At 44.1% G+C, this 25,363-nt stretch carries 19 protein-coding genes; 2 read left to right on the top strand and 17 right to left on the bottom strand.

The window, feature by feature from the left end; genetic code table 11:
- The 11 genes from alaS to G632_RS0115865 all read right to left on the bottom strand — a co-directional run bounded on the left by alaS (position 1) and on the right by G632_RS0115865 (position 15,618).
- Positions 1–2,652 (bottom strand): alanine--tRNA ligase, encoded by a 2,652-nt coding sequence (alaS, locus tag G632_RS0115915; RefSeq protein ID WP_022770459.1) that lies wholly within the window; start codon positions 2,650–2,652, stop codon positions 1–3.
- Positions 2,653–2,664: 12 nt separating this feature from the next.
- Positions 2,665–4,074, bottom strand: a complete 1,410-nt coding sequence (locus G632_RS0115910) for a glycine--tRNA ligase (RefSeq protein WP_022766909.1) — start codon at positions 4,072–4,074, stop codon at positions 2,665–2,667.
- Positions 4,075–4,103: 29 nt separating this feature from the next.
- On the bottom strand, positions 4,104–4,706 hold the full coding sequence (locus G632_RS0115905; RefSeq protein WP_022770457.1) for a hypothetical protein: 603 nt from the start codon (positions 4,704–4,706) through the stop codon (positions 4,104–4,106).
- A gap of 63 nt (positions 4,707–4,769) precedes the next feature.
- Positions 4,770–5,429, bottom strand: coding sequence for a DNA repair protein RecO (gene recO / locus G632_RS0115900; RefSeq protein ID WP_022770456.1), 660 nt, complete (start codon positions 5,427–5,429; stop codon positions 4,770–4,772).
- 9 nt (positions 5,430–5,438) lie between these two features.
- The gene (era, locus tag G632_RS22390) at positions 5,439–6,506 is read right to left on the bottom strand and encodes a GTPase Era (RefSeq protein WP_022770455.1); all 1,068 of its coding nucleotides are present in this window, start codon (positions 6,504–6,506) and stop codon (positions 5,439–5,441) included.
- Entirely contained in the window at positions 6,493–7,524 is a 1,032-nt protein-coding gene (locus tag G632_RS20455) for a DUF4349 domain-containing protein (protein ID WP_022770453.1), read from the bottom strand. The genes era and G632_RS20455 overlap by 14 nt, the downstream gene beginning before the upstream one ends.
- 43 nt (positions 7,525–7,567) lie before the next feature.
- Positions 7,568–10,498, bottom strand: coding sequence for an insulinase family protein (locus G632_RS0115885; protein WP_022770452.1), 2,931 nt, complete (start codon positions 10,496–10,498; stop codon positions 7,568–7,570).
- A 97-nt stretch (positions 10,499–10,595) separates the two neighbouring features.
- Complete coding sequence (locus tag G632_RS0115880) at positions 10,596–12,299, bottom strand: hypothetical protein (protein WP_022770451.1); 1,704 nt, start codon at positions 12,297–12,299, stop codon at positions 10,596–10,598.
- 29 nt (positions 12,300–12,328) lie between these two features.
- Positions 12,329–13,066, bottom strand: coding sequence for a YebC/PmpR family DNA-binding transcriptional regulator (locus tag G632_RS0115875; protein ID WP_022770449.1), 738 nt, complete (start codon positions 13,064–13,066; stop codon positions 12,329–12,331).
- Between the two features lie 29 nt (positions 13,067–13,095).
- Positions 13,096–14,457 (bottom strand): hemolysin family protein, encoded by a 1,362-nt coding sequence (locus G632_RS0115870; protein WP_022770448.1) that lies wholly within the window; start codon positions 14,455–14,457, stop codon positions 13,096–13,098.
- 66 nt (positions 14,458–14,523) lie between these two features.
- Positions 14,524–15,618, bottom strand: a complete 1,095-nt coding sequence (locus G632_RS0115865; protein WP_022770447.1) for a ribose-phosphate pyrophosphokinase — start codon at positions 15,616–15,618, stop codon at positions 14,524–14,526.
- A gap of 202 nt (positions 15,619–15,820) precedes the next feature.
- Here G632_RS0115865 and G632_RS21490 point away from each other — a divergent pair, with 202 nt between their 5' ends.
- Positions 15,821–16,870, top strand: coding sequence for a hypothetical protein (locus tag G632_RS21490; protein ID WP_022770445.1), 1,050 nt, complete (start codon positions 15,821–15,823; stop codon positions 16,868–16,870).
- Between the two features lie 208 nt (positions 16,871–17,078).
- Here G632_RS21490 and G632_RS0115850 read toward each other — a convergent pair whose 3' ends face one another.
- The 6 genes from G632_RS0115850 to G632_RS0115825 form a co-directional block, all read right to left on the bottom strand.
- Complete coding sequence (locus G632_RS0115850; RefSeq protein ID WP_022770442.1) at positions 17,079–17,618, bottom strand: nucleotidyltransferase domain-containing protein; 540 nt, start codon at positions 17,616–17,618, stop codon at positions 17,079–17,081.
- Positions 17,619–17,696: 78 nt separating this feature from the next.
- Positions 17,697–18,866, bottom strand: coding sequence for an alanine racemase (gene alr, locus G632_RS0115845; protein WP_022770441.1), 1,170 nt, complete (start codon positions 18,864–18,866; stop codon positions 17,697–17,699).
- A 31-nt stretch (positions 18,867–18,897) separates the two neighbouring features.
- The gene (locus G632_RS0115840; protein ID WP_022770440.1) at positions 18,898–20,466 is read right to left on the bottom strand and encodes a bifunctional ADP-dependent NAD(P)H-hydrate dehydratase/NAD(P)H-hydrate epimerase; all 1,569 of its coding nucleotides are present in this window, start codon (positions 20,464–20,466) and stop codon (positions 18,898–18,900) included.
- 65 nt (positions 20,467–20,531) lie between these two features.
- On the bottom strand, positions 20,532–21,197 hold the full coding sequence (locus tag G632_RS0115835; RefSeq protein WP_022770438.1) for a hypothetical protein: 666 nt from the start codon (positions 21,195–21,197) through the stop codon (positions 20,532–20,534).
- Positions 21,198–21,209: 12 nt separating this feature from the next.
- The gene (locus G632_RS0115830) at positions 21,210–21,854 is read right to left on the bottom strand and encodes a redox-sensing transcriptional repressor Rex (RefSeq protein WP_022770437.1); all 645 of its coding nucleotides are present in this window, start codon (positions 21,852–21,854) and stop codon (positions 21,210–21,212) included.
- A 150-nt stretch (positions 21,855–22,004) separates the two neighbouring features.
- Entirely contained in the window at positions 22,005–23,726 is a 1,722-nt protein-coding gene (locus G632_RS0115825) for a methyl-accepting chemotaxis protein (RefSeq protein WP_022770436.1), read from the bottom strand.
- Positions 23,727–23,950: 224 nt separating this feature from the next.
- On the opposite strand from G632_RS0115825, the gene G632_RS0115820 reads away from it, so the two are divergent.
- The gene (locus G632_RS0115820) at positions 23,951–24,598 is read left to right on the top strand and encodes a trimeric intracellular cation channel family protein (RefSeq protein WP_022770434.1); all 648 of its coding nucleotides are present in this window, start codon (positions 23,951–23,953) and stop codon (positions 24,596–24,598) included.
- The last annotated feature ends 765 nt before the right edge of the window (positions 24,599–25,363 follow it).

The following is a 25,363-nucleotide window of genomic DNA, read 5'->3' as shown; positions in this document are numbered from 1 at the left end:
TTATCCTATCTGCTCACCAAGGATCTTTTCTGCCTCAGCTATGGCATCTGCGATACCTGCAGGGTTCTTGCCGCCGGCCTGAGCCATGTTCGGACGACCACCGCCGCCTCCGCCTACCTTAGGCGCAATTGCCTTAACGAGGTTACCTGCATGAGCACCCTTTGCCATTGCTCCGTCAGTAGCCATGGTTACAAGGTTTACCTTGCCATCAAGCTCAGAGATAAGAACTACTACGCCCTCACCGAGCTTAGTCTTCATCTGGTCTCCCAAGTCTCTAAGGCCGTTCATGTCAACACCCTTAACAGATGTAGCAAGGAGCTTAACTCCCTTTACTTCCTTGACCTGGTCGCCCACATCTCCGAGAGCTGCCTGAGCTTCCTTACTCTTTAAGGACTCGTTCTCGCTCTTAAGAGCCTTGAGCTCCTCCTGGAGCTTCTTTATATGGTCATTTATATCGGCAGGTGTTGTCTTAAGTGCCTTAGCTGCCTCTTCAAGCTTATTCTCAACATCTCTGTAGTAATTTCTTGCATTGCTTCCTGTGAGAGCTTCGATACGACGAACTCCTGCTGCAACGCCGCTCTCTGAAACAATCTTGAAGATACCTACATGACTTGTATTTGATACGTGAGTACCACCGCAGAGCTCTATGGAGAAATCTCCCATCTTGACTACGCGGACTCTCTCGCCGTACTTCTCACCAAACAAAGCCATAGCTCCTGTCTTCTTGGCTTCTTCCATTGTCATTTCTTCTGTGACAACAGGAAGAGCTGCTGCGATCTTCTCGTTTACAAGATCCTCAACCTTTTTGATCTCCTCAGCCGTCATAGCCTGATGGTGTGAGAAGTCGAATCTTGTCTTGTCAGGATCCTGGTAAGAACCGGCCTGCTCAACGTGATCACCGAGTACTTCCTGAAGTGCCTTCTGAAGAAGGTGAGTAGCACTGTGGTTTCTGCAGGTCTTAGCTCTGTTCTCTGCATCTACGCAGAGCTTAACAGCATCGCCAACCTTAAAGGAGCCTTCTGTAACCTCTCCTACGTGAGCTGTCCTTCCGCCTGCTACATGAATGGTGTCTGTTACTGTGAACTTAGCGCCGTTTGCGCCCTCGATCACACCGATATCTCCAACCTGTCCACCCATTGTTCCGTAGAAAGGTGTAACGTCTGTAATGATGCTGCCCTTTGATCCGGCTGTGAGCTCATCTGAAAGCTCCTCATCAGCCATGGCAACGATCTTGCCGTCAGCTGTAATAGATGTATATCCAACAAACTCGCTCTTAACTGACTCATTAAGAGAATCGAATACTCCGGCGCCGGTAGTGAGGTTAGCTGAGAAGTTCTGATTATCTCTTGCCTTCTGCTTCTGCTCTTCCATAGCCTTAGCAAAGCCGTCCTCATCTACAGTAAAGCCCTCTTCTTCAGCAAGCTCTACAGTGAGCTCTACAGGGAATCCGAAGGTATCATAGAGGAAGAATGCATCTTTTCCGTCTACTGTCTTCTTTCCTTCTGATGAAGTCTTATCAAGGATCTTCTTAAACTCTTTCATTCCGTTCTCAAGAGTTGACTCGAAACGATCAATTTCTCTTCCGAGCTCTCTTAATACGAACTCTCTGTATTTAACAAGGTTAGGATAGCTCTCTGAGTACTCATCAAGGTAAATTGTTGCTACTCCGAGGATCTGCTCCTTCTTAAGTCCCAGGGCTCTTGCGTGTCTTACAGCACGACGGATAAGTCTTCTTAAGATGTAGCCTGCTCCTGTGTTTGAAGGAAGAAGCTTAGCCTCATCACCGATGAGCATTACTGCTGTTCTTGTGTGATCAGCAAGGATTCTCATGGATCTTGTTGACTTCTCGTCAGCTTCATAAGCGATTCCGCTCTCTTTTGCAATGTATGCGATAACAGGAGCGTGAAGATCGATCTTATAAACATCATCAACACCGTTGAGGAATGCAAGGATTCTCTCAAGTCCCCATCCTGTATCTACGTTCTTCTGTGAAAGAGGTGTAAGGGAACCGTCGTGATGCTTCTCATACTGCATAAATACGTCGTTACCGATCTCTGTGTACTTACCGCAGTGGCATCCGGGTCCGCAATCAGGTCCGCAATCCGGGATGTCTTTTACATAGAACATCTCAGAGTCGGGGCCACATGGACCGTATTCAAGTCCCCACCAGTTATCCTCAGCGGGAAGATAGAATATATTCTCAGGCTTAAATCCTGATTCGATACGGTATTTAGCACCCTCTTCATCTCTTGGAGCATTCTCATCGCCTGCAAATACTGTTGCAGCAAGGTGATCTCTGTCGAATCCAAAGAGCTCTGTAAGAAGCTCATAGCTCCACTGGCAACGTTCTTTCTTGAAGTAGTCACCAAGTGACCAGCTTCCCATCATCTCGAAGAAGGTTCCGTGGCTCTTATCACCAACGGAATCAATATCATTGGTACGAACACATCCCTGAACGTTGCAAAGTCTTGTTCCCATGGGATGCTTCTTACCTAAAAGATAAGGCATAAGTGGCTGCATTCCTGCAACGTTGAACATAACACCTGTGGAACCGTCTGATACCAGTGATACGGCTCCGCAATCAACGTGACCTCTCTTGATGTAGAAGTCCTTCCAAGCCTTTCTAAGCTCATTAGCAGTAAACTGTTTCATTATATTCCTCCATTAGAAGTCAAACTTATCAGCAAAGAAGCTCTCAAGCTCATCAATGGCAATACGCTCCTGCTCCATTGAATCCCTGAATCTTACTGTTACCTTGCCGTCTGTCTCTGAATCAAAATCATATGTGATGCAGAAAGGTGTTCCGATTTCATCCTGTCTGCGATATCTCTTACCGATGTTTCCTCTGTCGTCAAACTCGCAGTTGTACTTCTTTGAAAGCTGAGCATATATCTTCTCTGCGCCCTCGTTGAGCTTCTTGGAAAGTGGAAGGATACCGATCTTAACAGGTGCAATTGCAGGATGGAAACGAAGAACTGTTCTCATATCAGGCTTATCTTCTGTTCCAAGGTTCTCCTCATCGTATGCTTCGCAAAGGAATGCAAGAGCTACACGGTCTGCACCAAGTGAAGGCTCAACAACATAAGGGATGTACTTCTCATTTGTCTCATCATCGAAGTAATCCATAGACTGGCCTGATGTCTCCTGGTGACGTGTAAGGTCGTAATCTGTTCTTGAAGCAATGCCCCAGAGCTCGCCCCACTCTGTGAATGGGAATGCATACTCGATATCTGTTGTGTGATCTGAGTAGAATGAAAGCTCCTCAGGATCATGGTCACGAAGACGAAGGTTCTCTTTCTTGATTCCGAGAGAAAGAAGCCACTCATAGCAGAACTTTCTCCAGTACTCAAACCACTCTGTCTGTGTTCCGGGCTTGCAGAAGAACTCAAGCTCCATCTGCTCGAACTCTCTTGTACGGAAAGTGAAGTTACCGGGAGTGATCTCGTTACGAAAACTCTTACCTACCTGGCAGATTCCGAAAGGTACCTTCTTACGTGATGAACGCTGTACGTTCTTGAAGTTTACAAAAATTCCCTGGGCAGTCTCGGGACGAAGATACACTGTATCCTTGGCATCCTCTGTTACACCCTGGAATGTTTTGAACATAAGGTTGAACTCTCTGATGCTGGTGAAGTCATGCTTGCCACATGATGGGCAGGGAACGTTGTGATCGTTTATGAACTTCTCCATCTCCTCGTGAGACCATCCGTCTACTGATGTCTCAAGAGTAATATTATTCTCTGCAGCAAAGTCCTCAATGATCTTATCTGCTCTGAATCTCTCGTGGCACTCCTTACAATCCATAAGAGGATCTGAGAAACCGCCAAGATGTCCTGAAGCAACCCATGTCTGAGGGTTCATAAGGATCGCACAGTCTACGCCTACGTTGTATGGGCTCTCCTGTACGAACTTCTGCCACCATGCCTTCTTAACGTTGTTCTTGAACTCTACGCCGAGATTACCGTAGTCCCAAGTGTTCGCCAGTCCGCCATAGATCTCAGATCCGGGATAAATAAAGCCTCTTCCCTTTGCCAGAGCAACAATCTTGTCCATTGTCTTTGCTGATTTTTCCATGTTTAAATATTCCTCTCTGTAAATGTTTCTTATTTTGAAAGAAGGAGCTGTGCGTACTCTGCAGTTACCGCATGAAGCTCTGCTTCCTTTTTACCAAGGCTGTTGACTCCCTTTGACATGTATTCGATGTTATAAGGGGTCTTAATGTTTGTCTTGTCACTGGTTATTATTATGTGTCTGTCAGGATTCTGATCGATTATAGAAGGATCTATCTTGTCACCCTTATCATCCACAAGGTTTAAATTAAGCTCATACCCTGCGCTTCTGGCATCTGCCACAGTGCCGTAGAACATATCCACCTGATTATAATAGGAATAGTCCTGGGCGCTCTCAAACTGCATCGTAAGCTTAACAACGCCTTCCTCCTCAAGCACCTGGGCATCTGAAAGCGTGATCCTTGGGTTTTCATACTCTGAATTGTAATCTGAAATTTCTTCTTCTGCCATATTTTTAAGTTCTTCAAGGCTGTAGTAATCCTTGTCGAAGGTATCGTATAAAACGCTCTCTACCTTACCTTCCTTGTCCACCGATACAGTGGAAACCCCCGCAGTCTCTTTTCCGCAGGCGCACAGTCCCAATATGGTAAAAGATATTACGGCAGCTGCCGTAAGTTTTTTCTTTATAATAACCACCTTTTCACCTCACAAACAAAGTAATTATATCCAAATCATTTTTCTTTTTCAATAGCGCCTTCATTACAGGGCATCGTCAAAGGTGGCGAGCATTTCCATGCTTTTTAGTGTCCTGTCGATAAACTTACTTCTGTAAAGGGACGTTACCCTGCAAAGTTCATAGAGTACTTCATCGCTTACATTAAAGGTATAGAGTTTCTCAAGCTGCGAAGACTCAATATGTGAAAGAGCATATCTCGTGGATTCCTGTATCTCCATATTTGCCGGAACTCCGGGATACTCACCTTCTATCTGAAGGCTCTTTAGCTCATAAATGCACCTTACCAGCTTATTGGGAATTGAGTCCTTTTGCAGAGCTTTCAGGGAAATGTACAAAAGATTTAGCAGTTCCCTGTCCTCAATATTCTCTTTTGAATAGTACGAAGCCAGTTCAAGGAAAAAGGTGCCGTAACAGGCACCTTCAAGATCCCCCCTAAATCCTTCAAAGTAGTTCTCTATATCAGCCTCTACAATATTGTAGGAACTTTTTCCCACAAAGAGCTTGAAAGTTCCGAAACAAAATGGCTCAACTGTGCCTGAGAGCCGCCCGTTTGGCTTTCTTGCGCTTCTTGCAAAGGCTGTGATCTTGCCCCTCTCGGCGGTGAATATAGTTGCTACCCAGTCATAATCCCCACTGGGACTATGCTTTAGTACTATTCCTCTGACGGTAATGATATCTTCCATCAAAAGCTCCTATTTAAAATCCTTTGGATTGTAACCAAAATTCTTCATCTGCTGCGTATCATCGCGCCAGTCTCTTCTTACCTTAACAAAGAGCTGGAGATTAACCTGACATCCAACCAGTTCCTCGATATCTTTTCTGGCTGCGCTGCCGATTCTTTTTAGCATAGCGCCGCCCTTTCCGATGACGATTCCCTTGTGGGAGTCTCTCTCGCAGATGACCGTTGCCTCAATGTCCATGATACCCTCGGGATCATAAACCTCTTCCTCGGCATTCATATCATCCAGGCAAAAGACAACCGGGCCATCCGGAAGGTCTTCATCCATAGCTGCCTGCATCTGTTTCTCCAGAGCGCTCTTTTTCGGTGGATGCTGATGTCTCTTTTTCTTAGGTTTCTCTGCCTTTTTCTCCCTCATCCTCATGGTCTCTATTGTTACAGCAATTCCGTGAGGTACCTCGTCCTGAAGAAGACGAAGAGCCTTTTCTCTTATGATCTCCGCTACGATCTGTCTCTCAGGCTGATCTGTAATGGTGTCCTCATCATAAAGAGCAGGTCCGTAGGGAAGGAATTCCTTGATTGTAGCAAGCACGCCATCTACATTCTGGCCCTTAAGGGCTGCAACCTTCACCACTCTGGCAAAGTCCATTTCCTTGGTATAAGCATCTTCGAACTTCTGAAGGTTCTCCGCCGATACGGTATCAATCTTGTTGATGACCAGTATTATGGGCTTTTTGGACTTCTTAAGCTCCTCGATAATGGACTTCTCCACTTCACCTATATAGGTGCTGGGCTCAACGAGCCAGAGAATAAGGTCCACCTCTTCCAGCGTACTCTTTGCCACCTTGGTCATGTACTCACCAAGCTTATTCTTGGTGTCGTGGATTCCCGGGGTATCAAGGAATATCATCTGTGCCTCGTCATCTGTAAAAACAGTCATGATCCTGTTTCTGGTGGTCTGAGGCTTGTTGGAAGTTATGGCGATCTTCTGCCCGATGAGGTGGTTCATCAGTGTCGACTTACCTACATTGGGACGCCCTATTAAAGTTACAAAACCTGTTTTAAAATTACTTATTTCCATCGTTTCCTTTTTCAGGCTCTTTAGCCTGCTGAGGTGCCTGGTTACTTGGTACCGGAGCTGCGTTCTGCGCAGCTGCCTGATACATCATCTGCATCTTCTTAGCCTTTTTCTTCTTGCTTCCCACAACAATTGCTCTGATAATGAGCACAATAATTACTACAACTATGACAAATACTATAAGTCCGGGGATGTGTGATACAAACCATACAAGGAAGTCAACAATGGCTTCGCCCACATCAGAGAGATTCTCCATAAAGCCCTTGCCCATTCTGCTGAAGGCACTCTCTTTCTCCACAGGAGTGAACTTAACAACCTCTTCAATGTTAAGGTATACCGTGCTGTAATCAACAAGATTGTCGTAGCTTCTGATCTGAGATTCTATGCTCTCAAGTTCATATCTTACATCAGCAAGCTTATCCTCTACTGTTATGAGGTCTTCAACTGTCTCAGCAGATTCCAGAATCTCTAAAAGTCTCTTTTCCTCTGTTCTTAAGGAGTTTCTCTTACTCTCGATATCAACATAAGTAAGAGTAATGTCATCTACATTGACAGATTTTCTTGTGATGTTTGTGTTTCCTTCTACAGAATCCACAAAGGAGTCAAGATTTACAGCAGGAACTCTTGCAGTAATGCTGGCACTTCTGGATGAACGTCCGGAATAGGTGGTTCCGTTGTAGATATTGCTGGACTCGATATATCCGCCAAGTCCGGTAACTTTCTGTTCTATAAGGGATACTGTCTGATCAAGGTCCTCAGTCTCGGTATCGAGATTAACGGTCTTAATCAGCTTTCTGCTGGTGTCATTGACCTGCGTCTGGCCATCTGTTCCTGCAGAAGTATCTGCCATCTCCATAGCCGCAGCAGGCTCTTCATATACGCCATAGTCAGCAGCTGTCTCAGTCGCTGCATACTTGGCATATCCTGATGAATCGCTTGAAGAAGATCCGCAGGCTGTGAGCATAACTCCCATGACAAGAGCCATGGCTGTTCCAAATACTCTGACACTTCTCTTTTTCATAATCTCCTCCTTTTGGCGCCATGGGCGTCCTAATACGATAGATTTACTTTCCAACCAGCTGCTGAACTGAGTTAAATAGCTCTTTACTCTCCTCGATCTTCTCAGCTGATCCGATGACGCACAGGCACTCGTCGGACATGAATGCATCAACATACTCCGCAAGGCCTCTGATGCTCTCCTTGGTAGTTCCAAGAAGCTCATCCCTGTTCTTCTGGATGTTCTCCATCTTGGCATTGCAAAGGTACGCTGTAAGACCATATGCTCCCTTTGCTGAAGGTGTCTTGGGTGTATCAAGGTCTGATATTGCACCGATTATATACTGAAGGATTGTTCTATCATCAGACTCAAAGCTTCTTAAGTACTCAGAAGCCCCTTCAAATACGTCTATACTGTTTTGAAGGTTAGGGTCTCTGTAGGTAACAAAAGCACAATCACCGTTCTTGGCAAAACTGCTCATGCATCCGTAAGCTCCGCCCAGAATTCTTATATTCTTCCAGAGGTAATCATAGCCCATCATTACCTTGAGAACACGAAGGGAGCCGTTGTACTTAAGGCCGCTCTTTGCAAAGTTACCGGCTCTGCAAACGTACTGAACCTGTCCGGCTGTCTTAAAGCCCTCGTTCTTCTTCTCGGGTACAAGCTTGAGTTCACCCTTTGTAACGTCATCTGTATAAAGAGCTTTCGCAAACTCTTTTGCCTCATCCTCTATACCCTCGTATTCCTTCTCTGTACCTGTGACATCCACAAGAAGATTCTCAGGTCTGAATATCAGGCGGCAGAGATGCTGGAATTTCTCAATGATCTCTTTTGCCCCATCCTCGGTCTCAAGAGCCTTGTTCATCCTCTCAAGATGTCTGAAATAACCGATTCCGCTGACATTGTCAGAAACCATTGCAGCAGGCGATACATAGCTCATAGCTCTGAGCGCTGCACTCTGGTGGCCTGCAGATGCAAGGTCGGTCTGGAGCCTTGCATACTGCTCTCCAAAGATCTCGCGAAGTCTCTTTACGTCATCAAATTTGGTGGCAGTCATGATCTCTTTTACCAGATCAAATGCATAACTAAGATTATCGTGAAGAACCTTGACGCTGATCTCAAACTCTGTCCTGAACTTCTTAACATCATCAGAATCTGTGTAAGTGCTGATAGATCCGCTGATTCCACCGGTTCTTATGTTGATCTCATTGTAAAGATCTCCGTATGCATAATGCTCGGTATTCAACATTCCAAGTGCCTTCTTAAGAGATGAAGCGTAAGGAAGGAGCTCTTTGTCTACAGTGCTCATGTCGAACACAAAGTTTATATATGCAATGCCACTTGTAAACACGTTATGGAAAAGAACCTTTGTATCCCCTGCACTTCTGAGCTCATATATGAACTTATCGGCTTCTTTCTTCATGTCAGCCAGAGTAAGAAGCGGGATCTTGGCAAGGTCTTCCGGATCATCGGGTGTATCCTGATATTCCTTAAGCTCTTTGGTCTCCTGAACGATCTTCTTTATCTCATCCTCGGAGAGAGAATCCTTGTACTTCTGAAGCTTGTTCTTAAGCTCCTCGTCTTTTTTCTCGGTAAGGCCTTTTTCGGGGCGCAGAACTACTACGCTCTTGTGATTGTTATTAAGGAAATACTTCTCAACAAGCTCCTCAAAGTATCTGCCATCCACTTCCTTCTTAAGCTCAGCGAAGGTTTCTCCGGCCTCTACATTTATCCAGGGTTTCTCATCGTCGTAGAGCCAGCTGTCCATAACCTGAAGGCCGTACAAAAGGCCCTTTGGAAATCTTCCGAAATCTGCCTCGCGGTACTTAAACTCATCGTAGGAAAGACCTGCAAGAAGAGACTTCTTGTCAATTCCCTTCTCTACCTGCTCCTTAAGCAGTGACTGAATGGTATCCACAAAGTCATCCAGCTGTGATTCATCAGCATTCTTGGCAACGATAGAGAAAATTGGCTGCCTTATACCGTTGTCGTACTCGCTGTAGACATCCTGTCCGATGCCCTTTTCAATAAGAGCTTTCTTGATTGGAGCTCCGGGAGCTGAACAAAGCGCATAGTCAAGAATATCAAAAGCAACGTAGAGCTTTTTATCCAGTGGTGATCCAACGCTGAAGTTATAGGAAAGATAAGTGTTCTTTGCTATTTCATCATCAGGAAGGATTGGATAAGGCTTAACTACCTTAACCGGCTTATCAAACGCCTTCTGAACGCCAACCTCAGAGTCGACCTCTATGCGGTCAAACTTGGAGAGGTAGTTCTTGTCGATATAATCAAGCTTCTCAGCCATATCCATGTTTCCAAACATATAAATATAGCTGTTTGAAGGATGATAGTATTTCCTGTGAAAGTCCAGATACTCCTCGTAGGTAAGCTCAGGAATAACATCCGGATCTCCGCCTGACTCTATACCGTAGGTAGTATCAGGGTAAAGAGAGTTCTGGATCTCTCTTGAGAGCATGTCATCAGCAGATGAGAACGCTCCCTTCATCTCGTTGTAAACAACACCGTTGATGGTAAGGTCTGATGTCTCATCCTCCATCTCGTAGTGCCAGCCTTCCTGCTTAAATATCTTGTCAGTACTGTATATATTCGGATAAAAAACTGCATCCAGATAAACGTGCATCAGATTCTGGAAGTCAGCATCATTGCAGCTGGCTATCGGATACACGGTCTTATCGGGATAAGTCATTGCATTCAAAAATGTATTAAGCGAGCCCTTAACCAGCTCTACAAAAGGATCCTTAACCGGGAACTCCTTAGAACCGCAGAGCACGGTATGCTCAATAATGTGAGCCACACCTGTTGAGTTCTTGGGTGGTGTCCTAAAGCCGATTGAAAACACCTTGTTCTCATCGTCATTGGACAAAAGAGCTACTCTCGCACCTGATTTCTTGTGTCTTAACAAATAGCTTTCAGAATTCAGGTCATCAATCCTTCTCTTTTCAATAATTTCATACGAAGATAAATCTTCAATTCTCATTTATGTACCTTTCTATCTAAGGTCCTAAGGGGGTACCGCTTGCGGTGGATTCCTTAGGACGGTCTAATGCTTTCATAACTTGCTTTACACTACCTCTTTAAATATCGAAGTCATCACCGGGCTTAAGCTCGATGTCAAAGTCATCTTTTCTTGGCTTTTTGTCTGTAACAGGCGCTGATTTCCGCTCAGTTTCTCTCTTCTCTGCTGCTTTTCTTTCTTTTTCCTTGAGTTTCTCGTTAACCTGTCTTGCTGTCTCTGCAAGGCTGATGGTTCCTGTAAATTCAGGCATCTTCATGCGAGGTGTGAGGTCGACGTCTTCATCATCCTCTGGAAGCACCATTCCCTCGGGAACAAAGTGTCCGTGAGGCTCTTCCTCTTCGGGTTCATCTTCGAACTCGTAGTCAGGTTCTGTAACTTTCTGCGCACCCTGAGCAGCTTCAGGTGACTCTGATGCAGTCTCATCTGCACCTTCTTCAGTTGCATCTTCTGCAAGTTCCCTGATTTCCTCAGCCTCTTTTTCTTCTACAGTCTCTTTTACCGGTTTCTCAACGTATTCCGCCTCTTCCTCGTCTGCAGGAAGTGCGATAAGTGACGCAACACATCCTAAGATGAATGCGTAGTAAACGGTAACGAAGACCTGTGTATTCATCCTTGTTGCTCCCATAAAAGGAACAGAAACAAAGATAAAGAGAATTGACCACAGCCAGGGTGAAATCTTCTCAACAGTCCTGTTCTTCCAAAAGCCCACAATTACTCCGCTCATAACGATAAGAGTTACGAGATAGATGATCTTGTAATCAGTGTAAGCCCAGAACATATCAAAAGTGTTGAGGTTGTGGAAGTAATATGATGCCCAGTTTGCAAAGCGTACATCGGCCATCATAAATCCCTGCTCCTGGATAAACATGCCGATGAAGGTCAGCACGGCTGCTGCAACCACAATGATAAGCCTTACGACTTCCTCTTTTACCTTAGTGCCATAGATAAACAGTACTGCAAATAAAAACGGTATGATCATGATTATGGTTCCGGCATCCATATAGGACATAAAGCCCACAACGATACCAACCAGAATGTACCAGAGTATCCATGCCTTGGAAGTATATTTTTTCTTAAAAGAGCCTTCCAAAAACAGAGCCACAAACAAAAGCTCTATGCCAAACATAGCCATGAACAATGGGCCTGTAGAAAGCTCTGGGCCTGTAAATGCAGGCGTGAACACCGGCATAAAGCCGACATAAGCAGTAAAGACAAGAGCTGCTGCATAGCCAAGAAGCTTCTGCACTGTGAAAAAGCCGCAGATCATAAATATTGTGAAACATACAATCTGGAAAAAGAACGGAACCGTTATAATGTTACCGGTAAAGAACAGTATTCCTTTTAGTATCGTTGAATATACGATGGATAACAGATCGTACTCTGCTACAGGTGTTCCGCCAACCATGGCGTTCTCATACAGGCTCATCTTGCCCGTGATCTCTTTTGACGTATTTGCCAGCAGTTCAATCCTGTACCAGACAGCTCCTATGAGTATAAGCGCAATGGTTATCTGATACCCAATCTTAAAGGGCAGCTTGGATGGCCATAGATTGGCCTTCATGCTGTCACTGCATCTGCCTGCAAATATCACGATCACTGACATGAGCAGAATACTAAGTACTGCAAAGACTATGGAATAGATCAGTTTATTCTCATTGGGAAAAAGACCTAAAAAGAAACCGCTACTTGCCACCATTGCAAATTCAAATATAAGAAATATAACCCAGATGCCTACCGCCGGCCATGCACGTCTCAGTTTCATTTTAAGTCCCCCAATATTAAAGTTTTGTTTTATTCTTCAGGCTCATCCCAGTTGTGATATACTGCCTGAACATCGTCATCCTCGTCAAGAAGATCAAGGATTCTCTGAAGATACTTAACGTTCTCAGGATCTGTTACAGCAACATAGTTCTGAGGGATCATTGTAACCTCAGCAGATGCTGTCTCGATGTTCTCCTTGTTAAGTGCCTCAACTACAGCCTGGAAATTATCAGGAGTTGTAAGGATCTCGTAGCTGTCCTCTTCCTCGTTGAAATCATCAGCGCCTGCATCAAGAACGAGCATCATAAGATCATCTGATGATACCTTGCACTCTTCCTTGTCGATGAGGATTTGTCCCTTGTTATCAAACATGTAAGATACACATCCGGGTGTTCCAACATTGCCGTTCCCCTTTGAAAATGCTGCCTTAACGTTGGATGCAGTTCTGTTCTGGTTGTCTGTAAGTGCCTCTACGATGATAGCTGTTCCGCCGGGGCCGTATCCTTCGTAAGTGATGTTCTTATAATCAACGTTGCCTTCAGCGCCGGATGCCTTCTTGATTCCACGATCGATTGTGTCGTTAGGCATGTTGTTGGCCTTAGCCTTGGCGATAACCTGAGCAAGCTTAAAGTTGTTGGCAGGATCAGGGCCGCCTTCCTTAACTGCTACAGCAATTTCTCTTCCGATAATGGTAAAGATCTTACCCTTTGCTGCATCATTCTTTTCTTTTTTGTGCTTGATGTTTGCAAATTTTGAATGTCCTGACATAAAAACTTCCTTTCGTATTACTTGTTAATCTATTTTGCTATTTCTGATTCTTTTTCTTCTTCAGCAGGCGCTTCTTCCGGCAATTTGGTCAGAAGAACGCTTGTAACCATGTGATTCTGAACTGAAAGAATCTTGAAATTATAGCCATCTACTGTTACATCAAAGTCCTCATCGCTCTCAGGTATCCTGTCGAGCTTGGATATGATGTATCCGTTGAGGGTTTCAAACTCACTCTCTCCAAAAGAGATCTTGAATTTCTTCTCAAGTACCTCAAGAGGGGTCTTGCCATCTACCGTAAACTCTCCTGCGTTCTTGGTAGGTCTTACGTAGTTCTCCTCTTCATCGTACTCATCCATGATATTTCCTACAATTTCCTCAAGGATATCCTCCATGGAAACAAGACCTGCTGTCTGTCCGTACTCATCGATGACAATTACCATCTGAGTCTTAGAAGACTGCATGCTGTGGAACAAAGAATCAATGTTCCTGGTCTCGGGAACAAACTTAGGCTGTCTTAGGAGTCCTTTTATCTTCCTGATGGGAAGATCTGAGTCCGTGCTGTCAGCAAGCTTTTTCATGGCATCTCTTATGTGCATGATTCCTATTATGTGGTCAATATCATCAAGATAGACAGGGAATCTTGAGTTGTTGGTGTCCATCATGAAGTCTACAGCTTCCTTAAGGGAGCTGTTGGCATCAATGGCTACCATGGCATTTCTGTTGGTCATGATATCCTGAGCTTCCTTGTCGGAGAACTCGAAGATATTGGAGATCATGTCTGCCTCAGATTCCTGAATAACGCCCTGCTCCTGACCTTCTGTTACCATGGACTTGATCTCTTCCTCGGTAACATCTACGAGCTTGTCATCTCCTCTTATACCAAACAGGTAGAGTACTCCGCTTGATATGATATCTGATAACACAACCAGCGGATAGAGGATCACTCTGAAAACGCTTGTTGGATAATAGCAGCCGTAAGCCCATTTCTCAGGGTTTCTCGCAGCGAGCCTTCTTGGGATTATTACTCCAAAGCTCATGATCAGAACCGCCACCAGAATACCTGTAAGGATGGTGACAAGTGCGCATGTTACCATGCTCTGAGAAAATGCAAAGGTCCTGGCAAAAAAGCTGCTGAGATTAAGAACGCATAAAACTCCAAGAACCATATTTAAAATAATGGTAAGAAGCTGCATCGCTTCTATATGACGAGTCTCGTTCTCAAGGAGCTTAAGGAGCTTGCTGCTAACACCGTCCTTGTTCTCAAGGCTCTTTTTCTCAATCTCGTCCTTGCTGACATGGTCAAGAGCCATACCAAAGCCCTGTATCAGAAAATCAATTATGAGAATGACAAAAAAGGCGATAATACTGTCTGAAGAGGGACCACCCTCCATAATAATTCCTCCTGCTAAATAGGTTTGCAAAATAAGTCAAATTACACTATACCACATTTTTGCATATTATGCCTTATTCTTTTTATAGTTTTCTATAGTTTCTTTGATTCTTTCCGCCGGTTTAACGATGGCACGCAGGCTGTCGCCATTATTCATGGTATCTATTATTGCTGCTATATATCTTCCCATCTTGACGTTGCAGTAATATGGTTTCTGCAATAACTCAGGCTTCTGATGGATAAGGTCCGTGATAAACATGCGGTCAAAAACGCCTTCCTCATATGCTTTGTCAAACTTATCAAAGCCCCTTGAGAACAGGCCAAAGGTTGAGAAAATAAATACTCTTTTTGCGCCTTTGTCCTTGAGCTGCCTGGAAACATCAATCATGCTTCCGCCGGAATCTATCATGTCATCTACAATTACCACGTCCATACCTGATACATCTCCGCCACAGAAATCATGCGCAACGATTGGGTTCTGACCGTTAACTATCGTAGAATAGTCTCTTCTTTTGTAGAACATTCCGATATTCACGCCAAAGATGGAAGCCAAAAATACTACTCTCTCGGTTGCTCCCTCGTCCGGTGCAACAAACATCAGATGTTCCTTGTCGATGATAATATCATCGTATTCCGTAAGAAGAGCCTGTGAAAACTGAAGAGCAGGCGAGATGTTTTCAATTCCCTTAAGAGGAACTACATTCTGCATCCTGGGATCATGTGCATCAAACGTCACAACATCATGAACTCTCATTGCCTCAAGTTCCTTGAGCATCACAGCGCAGTCCAGCGACTCGCGCATGGTCTTTCTGTGCTGACGGCTCTCATATAGGAAAGGCATTATAACGCTTATCCTGTAAGCCTTACCGTTACATGCTGCTATTATCCTCTTAAGATCCTGATAGTGATCGTCAGGAGACATCCTGTTTGGCTCTCCGTCCATATTATAAGTAAGGGAATTATTGCAGACATCAACAATTATGTAGATATCCTTATCCCTGACAGATTCTCTTATTATTCCCTTTGCCTCTCCGCTGTTAAATCTCGGGCACTCACAACCGATCAGAAAGTCCTCTCCGCGCCATTTCTTTAATGTTTCATTGACCTTCTTTCCTATGTCTGCTGCTGATTCAAGGGCTATTATTCCAAGCTTTTGTGTCATTGTTATCCTCCGATGTTTCTATTCGTTTCTGTAGTCTTAATTATATGAGAAAAGCTGTATCTACGTAAAGTGAGTCAGTGGGGACGTTTCAGTTTGACTCATTTTGCTTCACAAAATGAGTCAAACTGAAACGTCCCCACTGACTCACTTGTGAACATGACACATTTTTCTTATAATTGAGAAAGTATTGATTGGAGGCAAAATGGTTTCATTTCTTACAATGATCATCAACGCAGTTACTACTGCGATTTTATATGCTTTAAAGGCGTTCTTTTCGCTTATCTCATGGTTTCTTAAGAGCTTACTTAAGGTTGTTAAGCTCTTTTTTGCAGCCCTTCCCGTCACCTGCATTGTCTTTTTCCTGCTATTTATTGTGAATATATTCATGCTCTTTGGTGGCTTCAACAGTATTGTGGGTAACATTCCCGAGGGCGGCGAGATTGCTCAGCAGGCAACACCAATGCTGGACAGAGGTAGGCACGTCACTACCGCAATCTTCGCAGAGCTCTTCCGCTGGTGGATGTTCAATGTCCACTCCTATAAGGGAAAGGCTGCTTATATTGCACTGCTGCTTTTGACCATTCTCATGTTCCTTCCTGTAGTATGCGTGCTACTACTCATCTCGGTTTTTGCCTCTTACGGAAATGTCCTGTTTATCGGAATGGTAATTGATGCTGTACTCTATGTTCTTATGGCATTATTTGGAAAGAACTTCCTTGCCCAGTTCATGGGCAGGTATTACCGCCTCTTCCCGGAAGCCGGAAGAAAGCACGAGGAGCGCAAGTACGACAAGATGATGAAGCGCAGAAATAAAGAGCTTGAAGAGGAAGAACGCAGTCGAAGACGCGATAAACGCGCTGAGTTCTATGAAGATGAGGATTACGAAGACGATTATTATGATGATCGCCGCGGCAGATACGATGATGATGAAGACTTCTACGGTGATGAAGATTATGAAGACGGGAAAGACTTCTATGAAGATGAGGATGAGGACGAAGACTTCTACGAAGACGAAGATTATGAAGACGAGGACTTTGAGGACGACTACGACGATCCCAGACAGGAGCGCTATCGCGAGCCTGTAGCCTCTTCAACCTTCGACTTCTTTGCCGGCTGCACCAGCCGTGAAAGCGTAGATAAGAAGTACAAATCACTCGTAAAGCTATATCACCCCGACAACATGGACGGCGACACTGCAGCTCTCCAGGAAATCAACGCGCAATATGCTGATGCAAAAAAAAGATTTCAGTAATGTATTTACTGAAATCTTTTTTATTCTAAGCCATACATCTACAACTGACTATAATACATCTTCCGCAACAAGATACTTACATATCTTATCCAGCAGATCTTTTGCCTTTTTTACTTGCTCTTCACACTCTGCCTTATTTGTTACATAAAAGTCATCATAATCAGATGCACTTCGTATTCGTTCCATACTCTGTAATGTACGCAAATTTTCAACGTTCATATAATACTATTCCATCCTTGTCTATGTTTTTAAAGAAAGGATACCATCCTTTCTTTTCCTGATATTCCTTATAGGGAAGGCAGACGAAATTTACAACAGCAGTAGTATCAATTCCGATTTTTGCTGCAACATCATCAACCTGACTACTATACTGTTTAGCTTTTTCACGGTCACTATTTGTTAAAATCGCAATATCAACATCAGAATTAACAGTATAATCGCCTCTTGCACATGAACCAAACAGAATAATTTGTCTGCAATCATCATCAAAGATAGCAGGTATTTCTTTTACTGTCGCTTTTTTTACAGCTTCTAATATTTTCTCCAATTCTTCGTGATGAGACTTATCCGAAGCGATTTTTTCTGCGATTGCAAGTTTGATATATGTTGCGACAGGAAGTCCGGACCTCTTAATCGTAGGAAGAATCTCAAGCAGATATTCATCCTTTTTATAACGTACCTTTATTTCCTGCTGCTTATCCTTTATATACTTCATTGTTGATTTCTTGGATTTCTCACCATAACTCATGGTAAATTACCTCCAATAAAAAAGGCATGTGATGATACTTAGATTATATCAGCACATGTCTCAATAGTCTATAGGGGACTATATGTATATTCTTGGCACCCTCTTGTTGATATCGCAGGTAAGCTCGTAGTTGAAGCGTCCGCTCATATCACCAAGCAGCTCTGCTGAAATGGTCTCCCCGGACTTCTTGTCCGTTCCGAGAAGAACTACTTCGTCTCCCTCTCGTACATCCGGAATATCCGTGACATCAACCATGAACTGATCCATGCATACTCTTCCGAGAATCGGAGCGCTATGTCCGTCAATCAGCACGTATCCCTTGTTTGAAAGACTTCTTGGATATCCGTCACCGTATCCCACAGGAATCGTTGCAATCCTGGTGTTATCTTTATCCGTTACAAAGGTTCCACCGTAGCTTACAGGAGTTCCCTTGGGAACGTCTTTAACCATAACAACATGGCTGATAAGCTCCATTGCGGGCTTAAGATCTATGATATCCTTGGGTACCTCGTCAGAAGGCCACATTCCGTACATTGTAACTCCGGCTCTTACCATATCCATTGAAGACTCCGGAATAGCAATTATGCTGGCTGAGTTTGCGCAGTGCTTGATAGGGATACGATATCCGCACTCCTCTTCGAAGGCCGCAAGGAAGCTCTTAAATACCTCTTCCCTCTCTCTTGCGTTTGTAAGGTCCTCTTCATCAGCCCTTGCAAAGTGAGTAAACACGCCTTCAATATGCAGGTTTTCCAAAAGTCTTACATCTCTTGCAAAAGACACTCCGTCTTCATCAGGCGTTATTCCAATCCTGCTCATTCCTGTATCTACTGCAAGATGTATAGGAGCCGGCTCCTTCAAAACACCCTCAGCCATGAGTTTCTTGGCACACTCATCAAGCTCTTTTGCCATATCCATCCTGAAAACTGCAGGTCTGATACCTTCTGTAAGCATCCTCTCATAGGCGTAAGGGAAAGTATAACCAAGGATCAGAATAGGCTTTTTAAGTCCGGCATCGCGAAGCTCAAAGGCTTCCTCAGCTGTTGCTGTAGCATAGCCCCAGATATAATCCTTGTTCTCGAGGAACTTGCCTATCTCCACCGAGCCATGCCCGTAAGCATCAGTCTTGATGACTGCCATCATCTTAGTCCCTTCGGGGATATTTCTCTTCATAGCCTCAAGGTTATGTTCAATTGCGCCAAGGCTGATCCTTGCAGCCACACGTGAATATTCATCGTTACTTGTGATCATTTTAAGTACATCCTTTTGAATGTTTAAATATTTATCGCAGCACTTCCGGGAGCGAAGCTGCTATATCCGAAGCAACCACCGAGTGCTTCCCTATCTCTTTTGCTGCCACATCTCCTGCCCGTCCATGAATGTATGCACCTGCTATTGCAGTCTCAAATCCATCCATATCGTATGATAGGAGCGCTCCGAGAATTCCGGCCAGCACATCTCCGCTTCCGGCTGTTGCCATTCCGTCATTCCCACTCACATTAATATATATCTTTTTTGAGCCCATGTCAGCCACAACACTTCTGGCGTCCTTGCAGATAACAGTGCAGTGCAGCTTTTTTGCAAGTTCAAACGGATACTGGGTAATATGCACCTTGCAGTCCCTAATATCGCTTCCAAACAGCCTTGCAAACTCGCCCATATGCGGTGTTATGATAAGTCTTTTCCCGTCTCTTCCAAAATTACCTGCAAGCTTGAAGAGCTGCTCATCCTCTGCAATAAGGTTCAGGGCATCGGCATCCATAATAAGACTCTTGTCATAAAAGGTAAGAACATCTGTAAGAAGCTCGCGTCCCTTTCCTTCCGTTCCGATTCCCGGGCCTATGACCGCCTGTGTTGACCACTTCATGGCCGCCATCAGCTTATCTCCCACAGGTTCAAAGTTATCGTAGGTATCAAGTATCGCTTCAGGTAAAAGAGCTTTTACCGCCTCTGCATTCTCCGACGCAGTGAACACTCTGACCATCCCTGCTCCGGCCTTAAGACATGCTCCAGCACACAAGATGCACGCTCCGCTGATATCCTTTGAACCTGCGATGATCAGCACTTTCCCGTAAGTGCCCTTGTTTCCTGAAGGGTTCCTTTCAGGTAAAAGAGCTTTCGCACTGCCGTCGTAATAGATGGCTCCCGGCTCCTTAGAAAGAAAGCTATCTTCGGTAATGCCGACATCTTTAACAAAAAGCTTACCTGCGTATTCACATCCGGGATACATGATATGCCCGATCTTTGCCTGATTAAAGGTCACTGTGGCATCGGCCCTGACTGCTGCTCCGCAGATATGTCCGTCATCAGCACTTATTCCCGAGGCAATATCTATTGAAACGAGGAACAGATCTGTATCTCTTTGTCTCTTACAACTGTTTATATAATTGACAGCATCCAGATATTCTCCGGTAACAGGCCTTGATAGACCAATACCAAATAAACCATCTACAATGATATCAAAGTCCGCTTCGGATTTGTTGCAGCTTATGTTGGAAAAAGTGTCCTTATGGATTCCATAGTTTTCTGCAATTTCCAGTTGCTTTAAAAGAAGCTCCGAGCACTTAGTCGGATCTCCCACAACACACAGGTTCACCTGATAGCCTCTTTGCTTGAGGAGCCTTGCAACACACACTCCGTCTCCGCCATTGTTGCCGACTCCGGCCATGACCAGCGCCCTATATGTTCTTTTAGCTTCTCTTGTGCTTCTCCACTCATCAATGACATCTGCAACCGAAAGAGATGCCCTCTCCATCAGTACTTCCGTCGCCACTCCAAAATGTTCCGACGTATTCCTGTCGTAAATCCTCATTTCCTGGCTATTTACAGCATATTTAAAACCATTCACCATACCAATCCCCCCTGTTAAACGAAAGCCCCGGTCTGAAAAGCCAGACCGGGACGTATTATTTCCAATCACTCTACATATTCATCCTCGTTCCCTTCAAGAGGTCGTCTTATAGGATGTCTGCGGTTTGGATCATATTTCATATCAAAGAGGTCGATAACTTCCGGCCCGAAGATCTGATGCATGTAGGAATAGAGATTGTAGTTCTCCATTTCTGCTTCCTGCAGATGGATGACATTTTTCTTGAGTTCTACTCGCACCTTGGATATCCACTCATCAAGGCCCTTGATATACTCGGTGTTGGTGTGTAGCGTATCGTAACAAGCCTTCATGGTCTCTATCATGAGCTTGTAATCCACATCATAAATCTGCCTTGAAAGGTCCAGAAGCTCGTCGTTGTGACTATCAAGCTTCTCATTACATTCATTGATAAGTCTGGTTCTCTCGGAGATTTCTTTTTCTATCGCTGCATTGTTGCCACCTGATTTGTTGGCCTTGTCGCGAAGGGGCACAATCTCTGAAAGAAGCGTCTTTTTTAGCTTCTTTATCTTCTTGGTCTCTGTGCGTATCTTGCCGTCCCTGTCGACCAATGCATTAAGTTCATCGGAAAGACTCTCTATCTCCGGAGTCATCTCAGTCTGGGTGAAAAGCTGGTGCCACTTGTCATCAAGTGTCAGAATAGGGATACTCTTGCCCTCCAGCGCAGACATATAGACATTATCATCTCTTGCCATCAGATTCTCTCACTAATGTTTTAATGATTTTTCATACCTATCTATATTATACGATAATTTCATCAAACTGTCAGATAAATGTACATTTTCTACCTGAATATTGTTAGGAACTTCAAGGTCAACATGTGCAAAGTTCCATATAGCCTTGATTCCGCAGTTTGCCAGTCTGTGTGCCATAGGTACAGCCTGCTCCTTGGGAATTGTAAGAACAGCTATTTCTATTTTGTTGTCTCTGACAAAATCTTCTACTTCGTCAACAGGTCTTACCTCAACGTCACGGATCTTGGTTCCGTAGAGCTCAGGATTGCAATCAAAAGCTCCCTTGAATACAAAGCCTCTTCTTGTGAAATTGGTATAACCTGCAAGGGCCTTGCCAAGGTGTCCTGCACCGATGATAACCAGGCTGTGCTGCTTATCAAGGCCGAGGATCTTGCCGATCTCGTCGTAGAGATATTGTACGTTGTAGCCATATCCCTGCTGGCCAAAGCCGCCAAAGTTGTTGAAATCCTGTCTGATCTGTGAAGCTGTGACCTTCATGATATCGGAAAGCTCCTGAGAAGAAATCCTCTCAACGCCTCTCTCCTTAAGGTCTCCAAGATATCTAAAATATCTGGGCAGTCTGCTTATGACCGCCTGAGAAATCTCTTTTTCTGCCATGTCATTCTCCAAAAATATTGCTTTGTTTGTTAATTATCCTACAAATTGATTATATCTATACGTTAAATATATGTCAATTCCGTAAAATCGTTAAAAAATCCCCTGACCATGCGCTTTTGCGGTCAGGGAATCGTAAATTTTATTTATATTTTATGGTTTGAAATAGCTGATCGTATCGGACATGTTAGTAGCCAGTTCCTGCAGCTTTCCTGCAGACTCTGTAATGATAGCAAATGTAGCGTTGAGTTCCTGCATTGAAGCATTGGTCTCTTCTGTCGAAGCTGCGTTTTCTTCTGATATAGCCGACAGATCGGAAATGATCTCAACAAGCTTGTCCTTGGCTGAATTGAGCTTATCGACGTGTTCTGCAATATTGTCGGTACTCTCAGAAACGTTATCTACGTTCTCAGCCATGCTCTGCATGTTGACCTTGGTATCATCAAGCTGTGTTTCCTGCTGCTCGAAGCTTGCATTAAGTCTCTGCATTACCTCTACAGACTGCTCGGAATCAGCAACAAGCTTTTCAACGATCTTTTTGATCTCTTCTGCGGAATTACTACTCTGCACAGCAAGCTGGCCGATCTCTGTAGCAACAACCGCAAAGCCTTTTCCTGCATCTCCCGCTCTTGCTGCCTCAATACTTGCATTGAGTGAAAGGAGGTTGGTCTGTGATGCGATCTCTGTGATAGCCTCTGAGAACTTGGAGATCTCTTTTGCAGATTCATTGGTTGAATCAATGGTTGCACCTATATCACGAACCGATGACTGTACTTCGCTGCTCTGAACAATTAGCTTATTAAGAGCTTCCATTGCTGCTTCGCAGGAGGTCTTCATCTCGTTTGCATAGCTGTTAAGCTGTTGTACGTTCTCTGATACATCTTCAATGTCTTTTCCGATATCCTGTGTATTACCGGCTGCTGTTTCTACGCTCTCAGCCTGGTTTACAGCGCCCTTTGAAATATCATCCACAGCCTGGGATACCTGGCCGGATGCTACAGATGCCTGACTCGCTGATTCTGACAGCTCACTGCCGGATCTCTTAAGTTCCTCAGACATCTCCATTGTGGACTTGATTACTTCACCAAGTTTCTGAGAAAGAGTCTGTGCTCCGTCTGCAAGAAGTCCGATCTCATCATTTCGATCAAGAGATGACTTGTCAATTGAAAGTTTAAGTTCACCCTTGGAAAGATTGCCGAGTTCCTCGGCAATTGCTCTCATCTTGCCTGAAGACTTATTAGCAACAAGGATACCTACTATCGAAACGCCTATAGCAATTAACAGGGATAATATAACCATCTGTATTGTAATTCCCCTGATCTTGGCGTCAACTGAATCGCTCTCTCTGCCGGAGTAAACCATTCCTACGATGGTTCCGTCATCATTCTTAAGTGGCATATAGTAGCTAAAATAGCTCCCTGTAGCACCTGCAGGCACCATCTTGGCGTAATAGGTCTGACCATTTGTCAGAACAGTACTTGCTACTTTATCAGAAATATTATAGCCTACAGCCTTGGCACCACTGGAATCCTTAAGAGTAGTGATGACTCTCTCTTTTCCATAGAAAAGAGAATACTCAACTCCTGTACTGGCCTTGAGCTCATCCATGATCTCTTCGTATTCTGCCATGACGTTTTCGCCACCTTTTGTCAGAACACCGTCAGTATATTCCCATTCACCGTCCCATACGTTGCTCATCTCACTGTTAAGCTGTTCTACGGCAAGAAGAAGTTCTTCCTGAACCATCTCATCATAGGTATTGTTGATTGATAAAGCGCTTATTATTACAAGCACAATCGATACTCCAACAATAGCAGCAACTGCTGCAATGATGAGTTTTTGAACAAGCTTACCTTTTCTTTCTCTGGCTTCCATAATGTGCCTCCTTAGGAAAAGACATAATAATGCTGATATAACATAATAATTATACAAAATATCGCATTATAATTGTCAGAATCTTTTCTTAAATTTTGATAAATTAAACACGTATCGCCGATTATCGCATTTATGCACAGATAAGCCAAATCGAGTTTACATTTGACCAAAAATCATATATGATTTTAAGGCTGATTAAAAAAAACAATAAGCAGGAAACTTAAATGAATTCACTAATAATGGTTATAATCGAAAATGTCGGACTAATAGCCTTTGCTATTTCGGGAGCTGTTGTTGCAGCCAAGAAAGATATGGATCTGTTCGGTATAAACCTGATGGCTCTTGTTACTGCCACAGGAGGCGGACTTATCCGTGACATCATAATTGACAGGATCCCACCGGTGATGTTTGTAAATCCTTCACTGACAATCATCACTCTCATCACTGCCAATATTGCATTTGTGGTCATGTATCTCAAAAAGCCCATGCCCAAAGGCATAACTCCGGTATATGACAAGCTCCTGTTCTGGCTTGATACTCTCGGCCTTGCAGCCTTTACAGTAGATGGCGCATTTGCCGGAATCTACTCCGATTATTCAGACAATCTCTTTCTCGTTGCATTCCTGGGAGTAATAACAGGAATCGGAGGCGGGCTTATCAGAGATGTCCTCGCTGACAAAGTGCCATACGTTCTGGTCAAGCACGTATACGCCATCGCTTGCATCGCAGGTGCGGCTGTAACCGTAGTTTTGTGGAAGTTTACAGGAAGTGAACTTATCAGCTCACTTTTCGGTTTCTCAACCATAGTACTGCTCCGCTTCCTCGCTATGCATTTCGAATGGAATCTTCCAACAGTACATTTGCATGAATGAACTGATACCCACACCGACTCCACGTCGGAAAGGGTTTCTGTTATGCCACGAAGCGGCATGAACCTGTGAAGTCAAAGGGACGGTTCTACTGACTTAATTAATTCAAATATTCTATTGCCAGATGTAGAAGTCAAAGGGACGGTTCTTCTGACTTAATCAATTCAAATATTTTATAGACAGATGTATGATCTGCCGCCCCCGTTTTCGGGGATTGTAGCATGAAATGCCAAAACGTCAAGAACAAAGCAAGTGGGCAAAAAGCGCCCATTCTTGACGTTTTGGCATTTCATGCGTTTAGGTCACTAAGGGGGCCGGCAGAAGGGGACTCCCGGGAAGGGATGCGCGCCGAGGCAGGGAGAACCCCTTGTGCAAATATTTTCTTAGAGTATGGGCGGCCCATTACTGTCCTGAAAGGGAAATTTCAAAAATACCGTAGTCGAAAATGAGTGATTCATAGAGCACTACTGTCCCTAAGCAAAAACTCATTATATACCGTAATGGAAATCGGTGTGGTCCTTGGAGGGCTACTGTTCCTAAGCAAAAACTTCTAAAAGACCGTAGCAAAGCATGTAAAATGGACCCTAGAAAGTGGACACGTCATTAAACAGTTTAGGCAGTATTTTTGCAGCAGATTCAAGACGTGGACACGAAATGGGCAGTAAAAAAATATACTTTCCTGGAAATATCTATTACATTTCCGATATGTGGACACAGATTAGGCTGTCTTTGCTGATATAATGAGCAAAGGGGGAATCTGTATGAATC

The organism is Butyrivibrio sp. NC2007, assembly GCF_000421405.1.
GTDB lineage: Bacteria > Bacillota > Clostridia > Lachnospirales > Lachnospiraceae > Butyrivibrio.
This window is presented reverse-complemented; position numbering and strand designations above follow the sequence as displayed.

What these genes read in the sequence shown, in the direction of transcription:
- G632_RS0115850 (WP_022770442.1), bottom strand. Translation starts at nt 17,618, where the DNA reads ATGAGTTATGGTGAGAAATCCAAGAAATCAACAATGAAGTATATAAAG.
- recO (WP_022770456.1), bottom strand. Translation starts at nt 5,429, where the DNA reads ATGGAAGATATCATTACCGTCAGAGGAATAGTACTAAAGCATAGTCCC.
- G632_RS0115830 (WP_022770437.1), bottom strand. Translation starts at nt 21,854, where the DNA reads ATGGCAGAAAAAGAGATTTCTCAGGCGGTCATAAGCAGACTGCCCAGA.
- G632_RS21490 (WP_022770445.1), top strand. Translation starts at nt 15,821, where the DNA reads ATGGTTTCATTTCTTACAATGATCATCAACGCAGTTACTACTGCGATT.
- G632_RS0115865 (WP_022770447.1), bottom strand. Translation starts at nt 15,618, where the DNA reads ATGACACAAAAGCTTGGAATAATAGCCCTTGAATCAGCAGCAGACATA.
- G632_RS0115880 (WP_022770451.1), bottom strand. Translation starts at nt 12,299, where the DNA reads ATGAAACTGAGACGTGCATGGCCGGCGGTAGGCATCTGGGTTATATTT.
- G632_RS0115840 (WP_022770440.1), bottom strand. Translation starts at nt 20,466, where the DNA reads ATGGTGAATGGTTTTAAATATGCTGTAAATAGCCAGGAAATGAGGATT.
- G632_RS0115885 (WP_022770452.1), bottom strand. Translation starts at nt 10,498, where the DNA reads ATGAGAATTGAAGATTTATCTTCGTATGAAATTATTGAAAAGAGAAGG.
- G632_RS0115910 (WP_022766909.1), bottom strand. Translation starts at nt 4,074, where the DNA reads ATGGAAAAATCAGCAAAGACAATGGACAAGATTGTTGCTCTGGCAAAG.
- era (WP_022770455.1), bottom strand. Translation starts at nt 6,506, where the DNA reads ATGGAAATAAGTAATTTTAAAACAGGTTTTGTAACTTTAATAGGGCGT.
- G632_RS20455 (WP_022770453.1), bottom strand. Translation starts at nt 7,524, where the DNA reads ATGAAAAAGAGAAGTGTCAGAGTATTTGGAACAGCCATGGCTCTTGTC.
- G632_RS0115825 (WP_022770436.1), bottom strand. Translation starts at nt 23,726, where the DNA reads ATGGAAGCCAGAGAAAGAAAAGGTAAGCTTGTTCAAAAACTCATCATT.
- alr (WP_022770441.1), bottom strand. Translation starts at nt 18,866, where the DNA reads ATGATCACAAGTAACGATGAATATTCACGTGTGGCTGCAAGGATCAGC.
- G632_RS0115875 (WP_022770449.1), bottom strand. Translation starts at nt 13,066, where the DNA reads ATGTCAGGACATTCAAAATTTGCAAACATCAAGCACAAAAAAGAAAAG.
- G632_RS0115820 (WP_022770434.1), top strand. Translation starts at nt 23,951, where the DNA reads ATGAATTCACTAATAATGGTTATAATCGAAAATGTCGGACTAATAGCC.
- G632_RS0115835 (WP_022770438.1), bottom strand. Translation starts at nt 21,197, where the DNA reads ATGGCAAGAGATGATAATGTCTATATGTCTGCGCTGGAGGGCAAGAGT.
- alaS (WP_022770459.1), bottom strand. Translation starts at nt 2,652, where the DNA reads ATGAAACAGTTTACTGCTAATGAGCTTAGAAAGGCTTGGAAGGACTTC.
- G632_RS0115870 (WP_022770448.1), bottom strand. Translation starts at nt 14,457, where the DNA reads ATGGAGGGTGGTCCCTCTTCAGACAGTATTATCGCCTTTTTTGTCATT.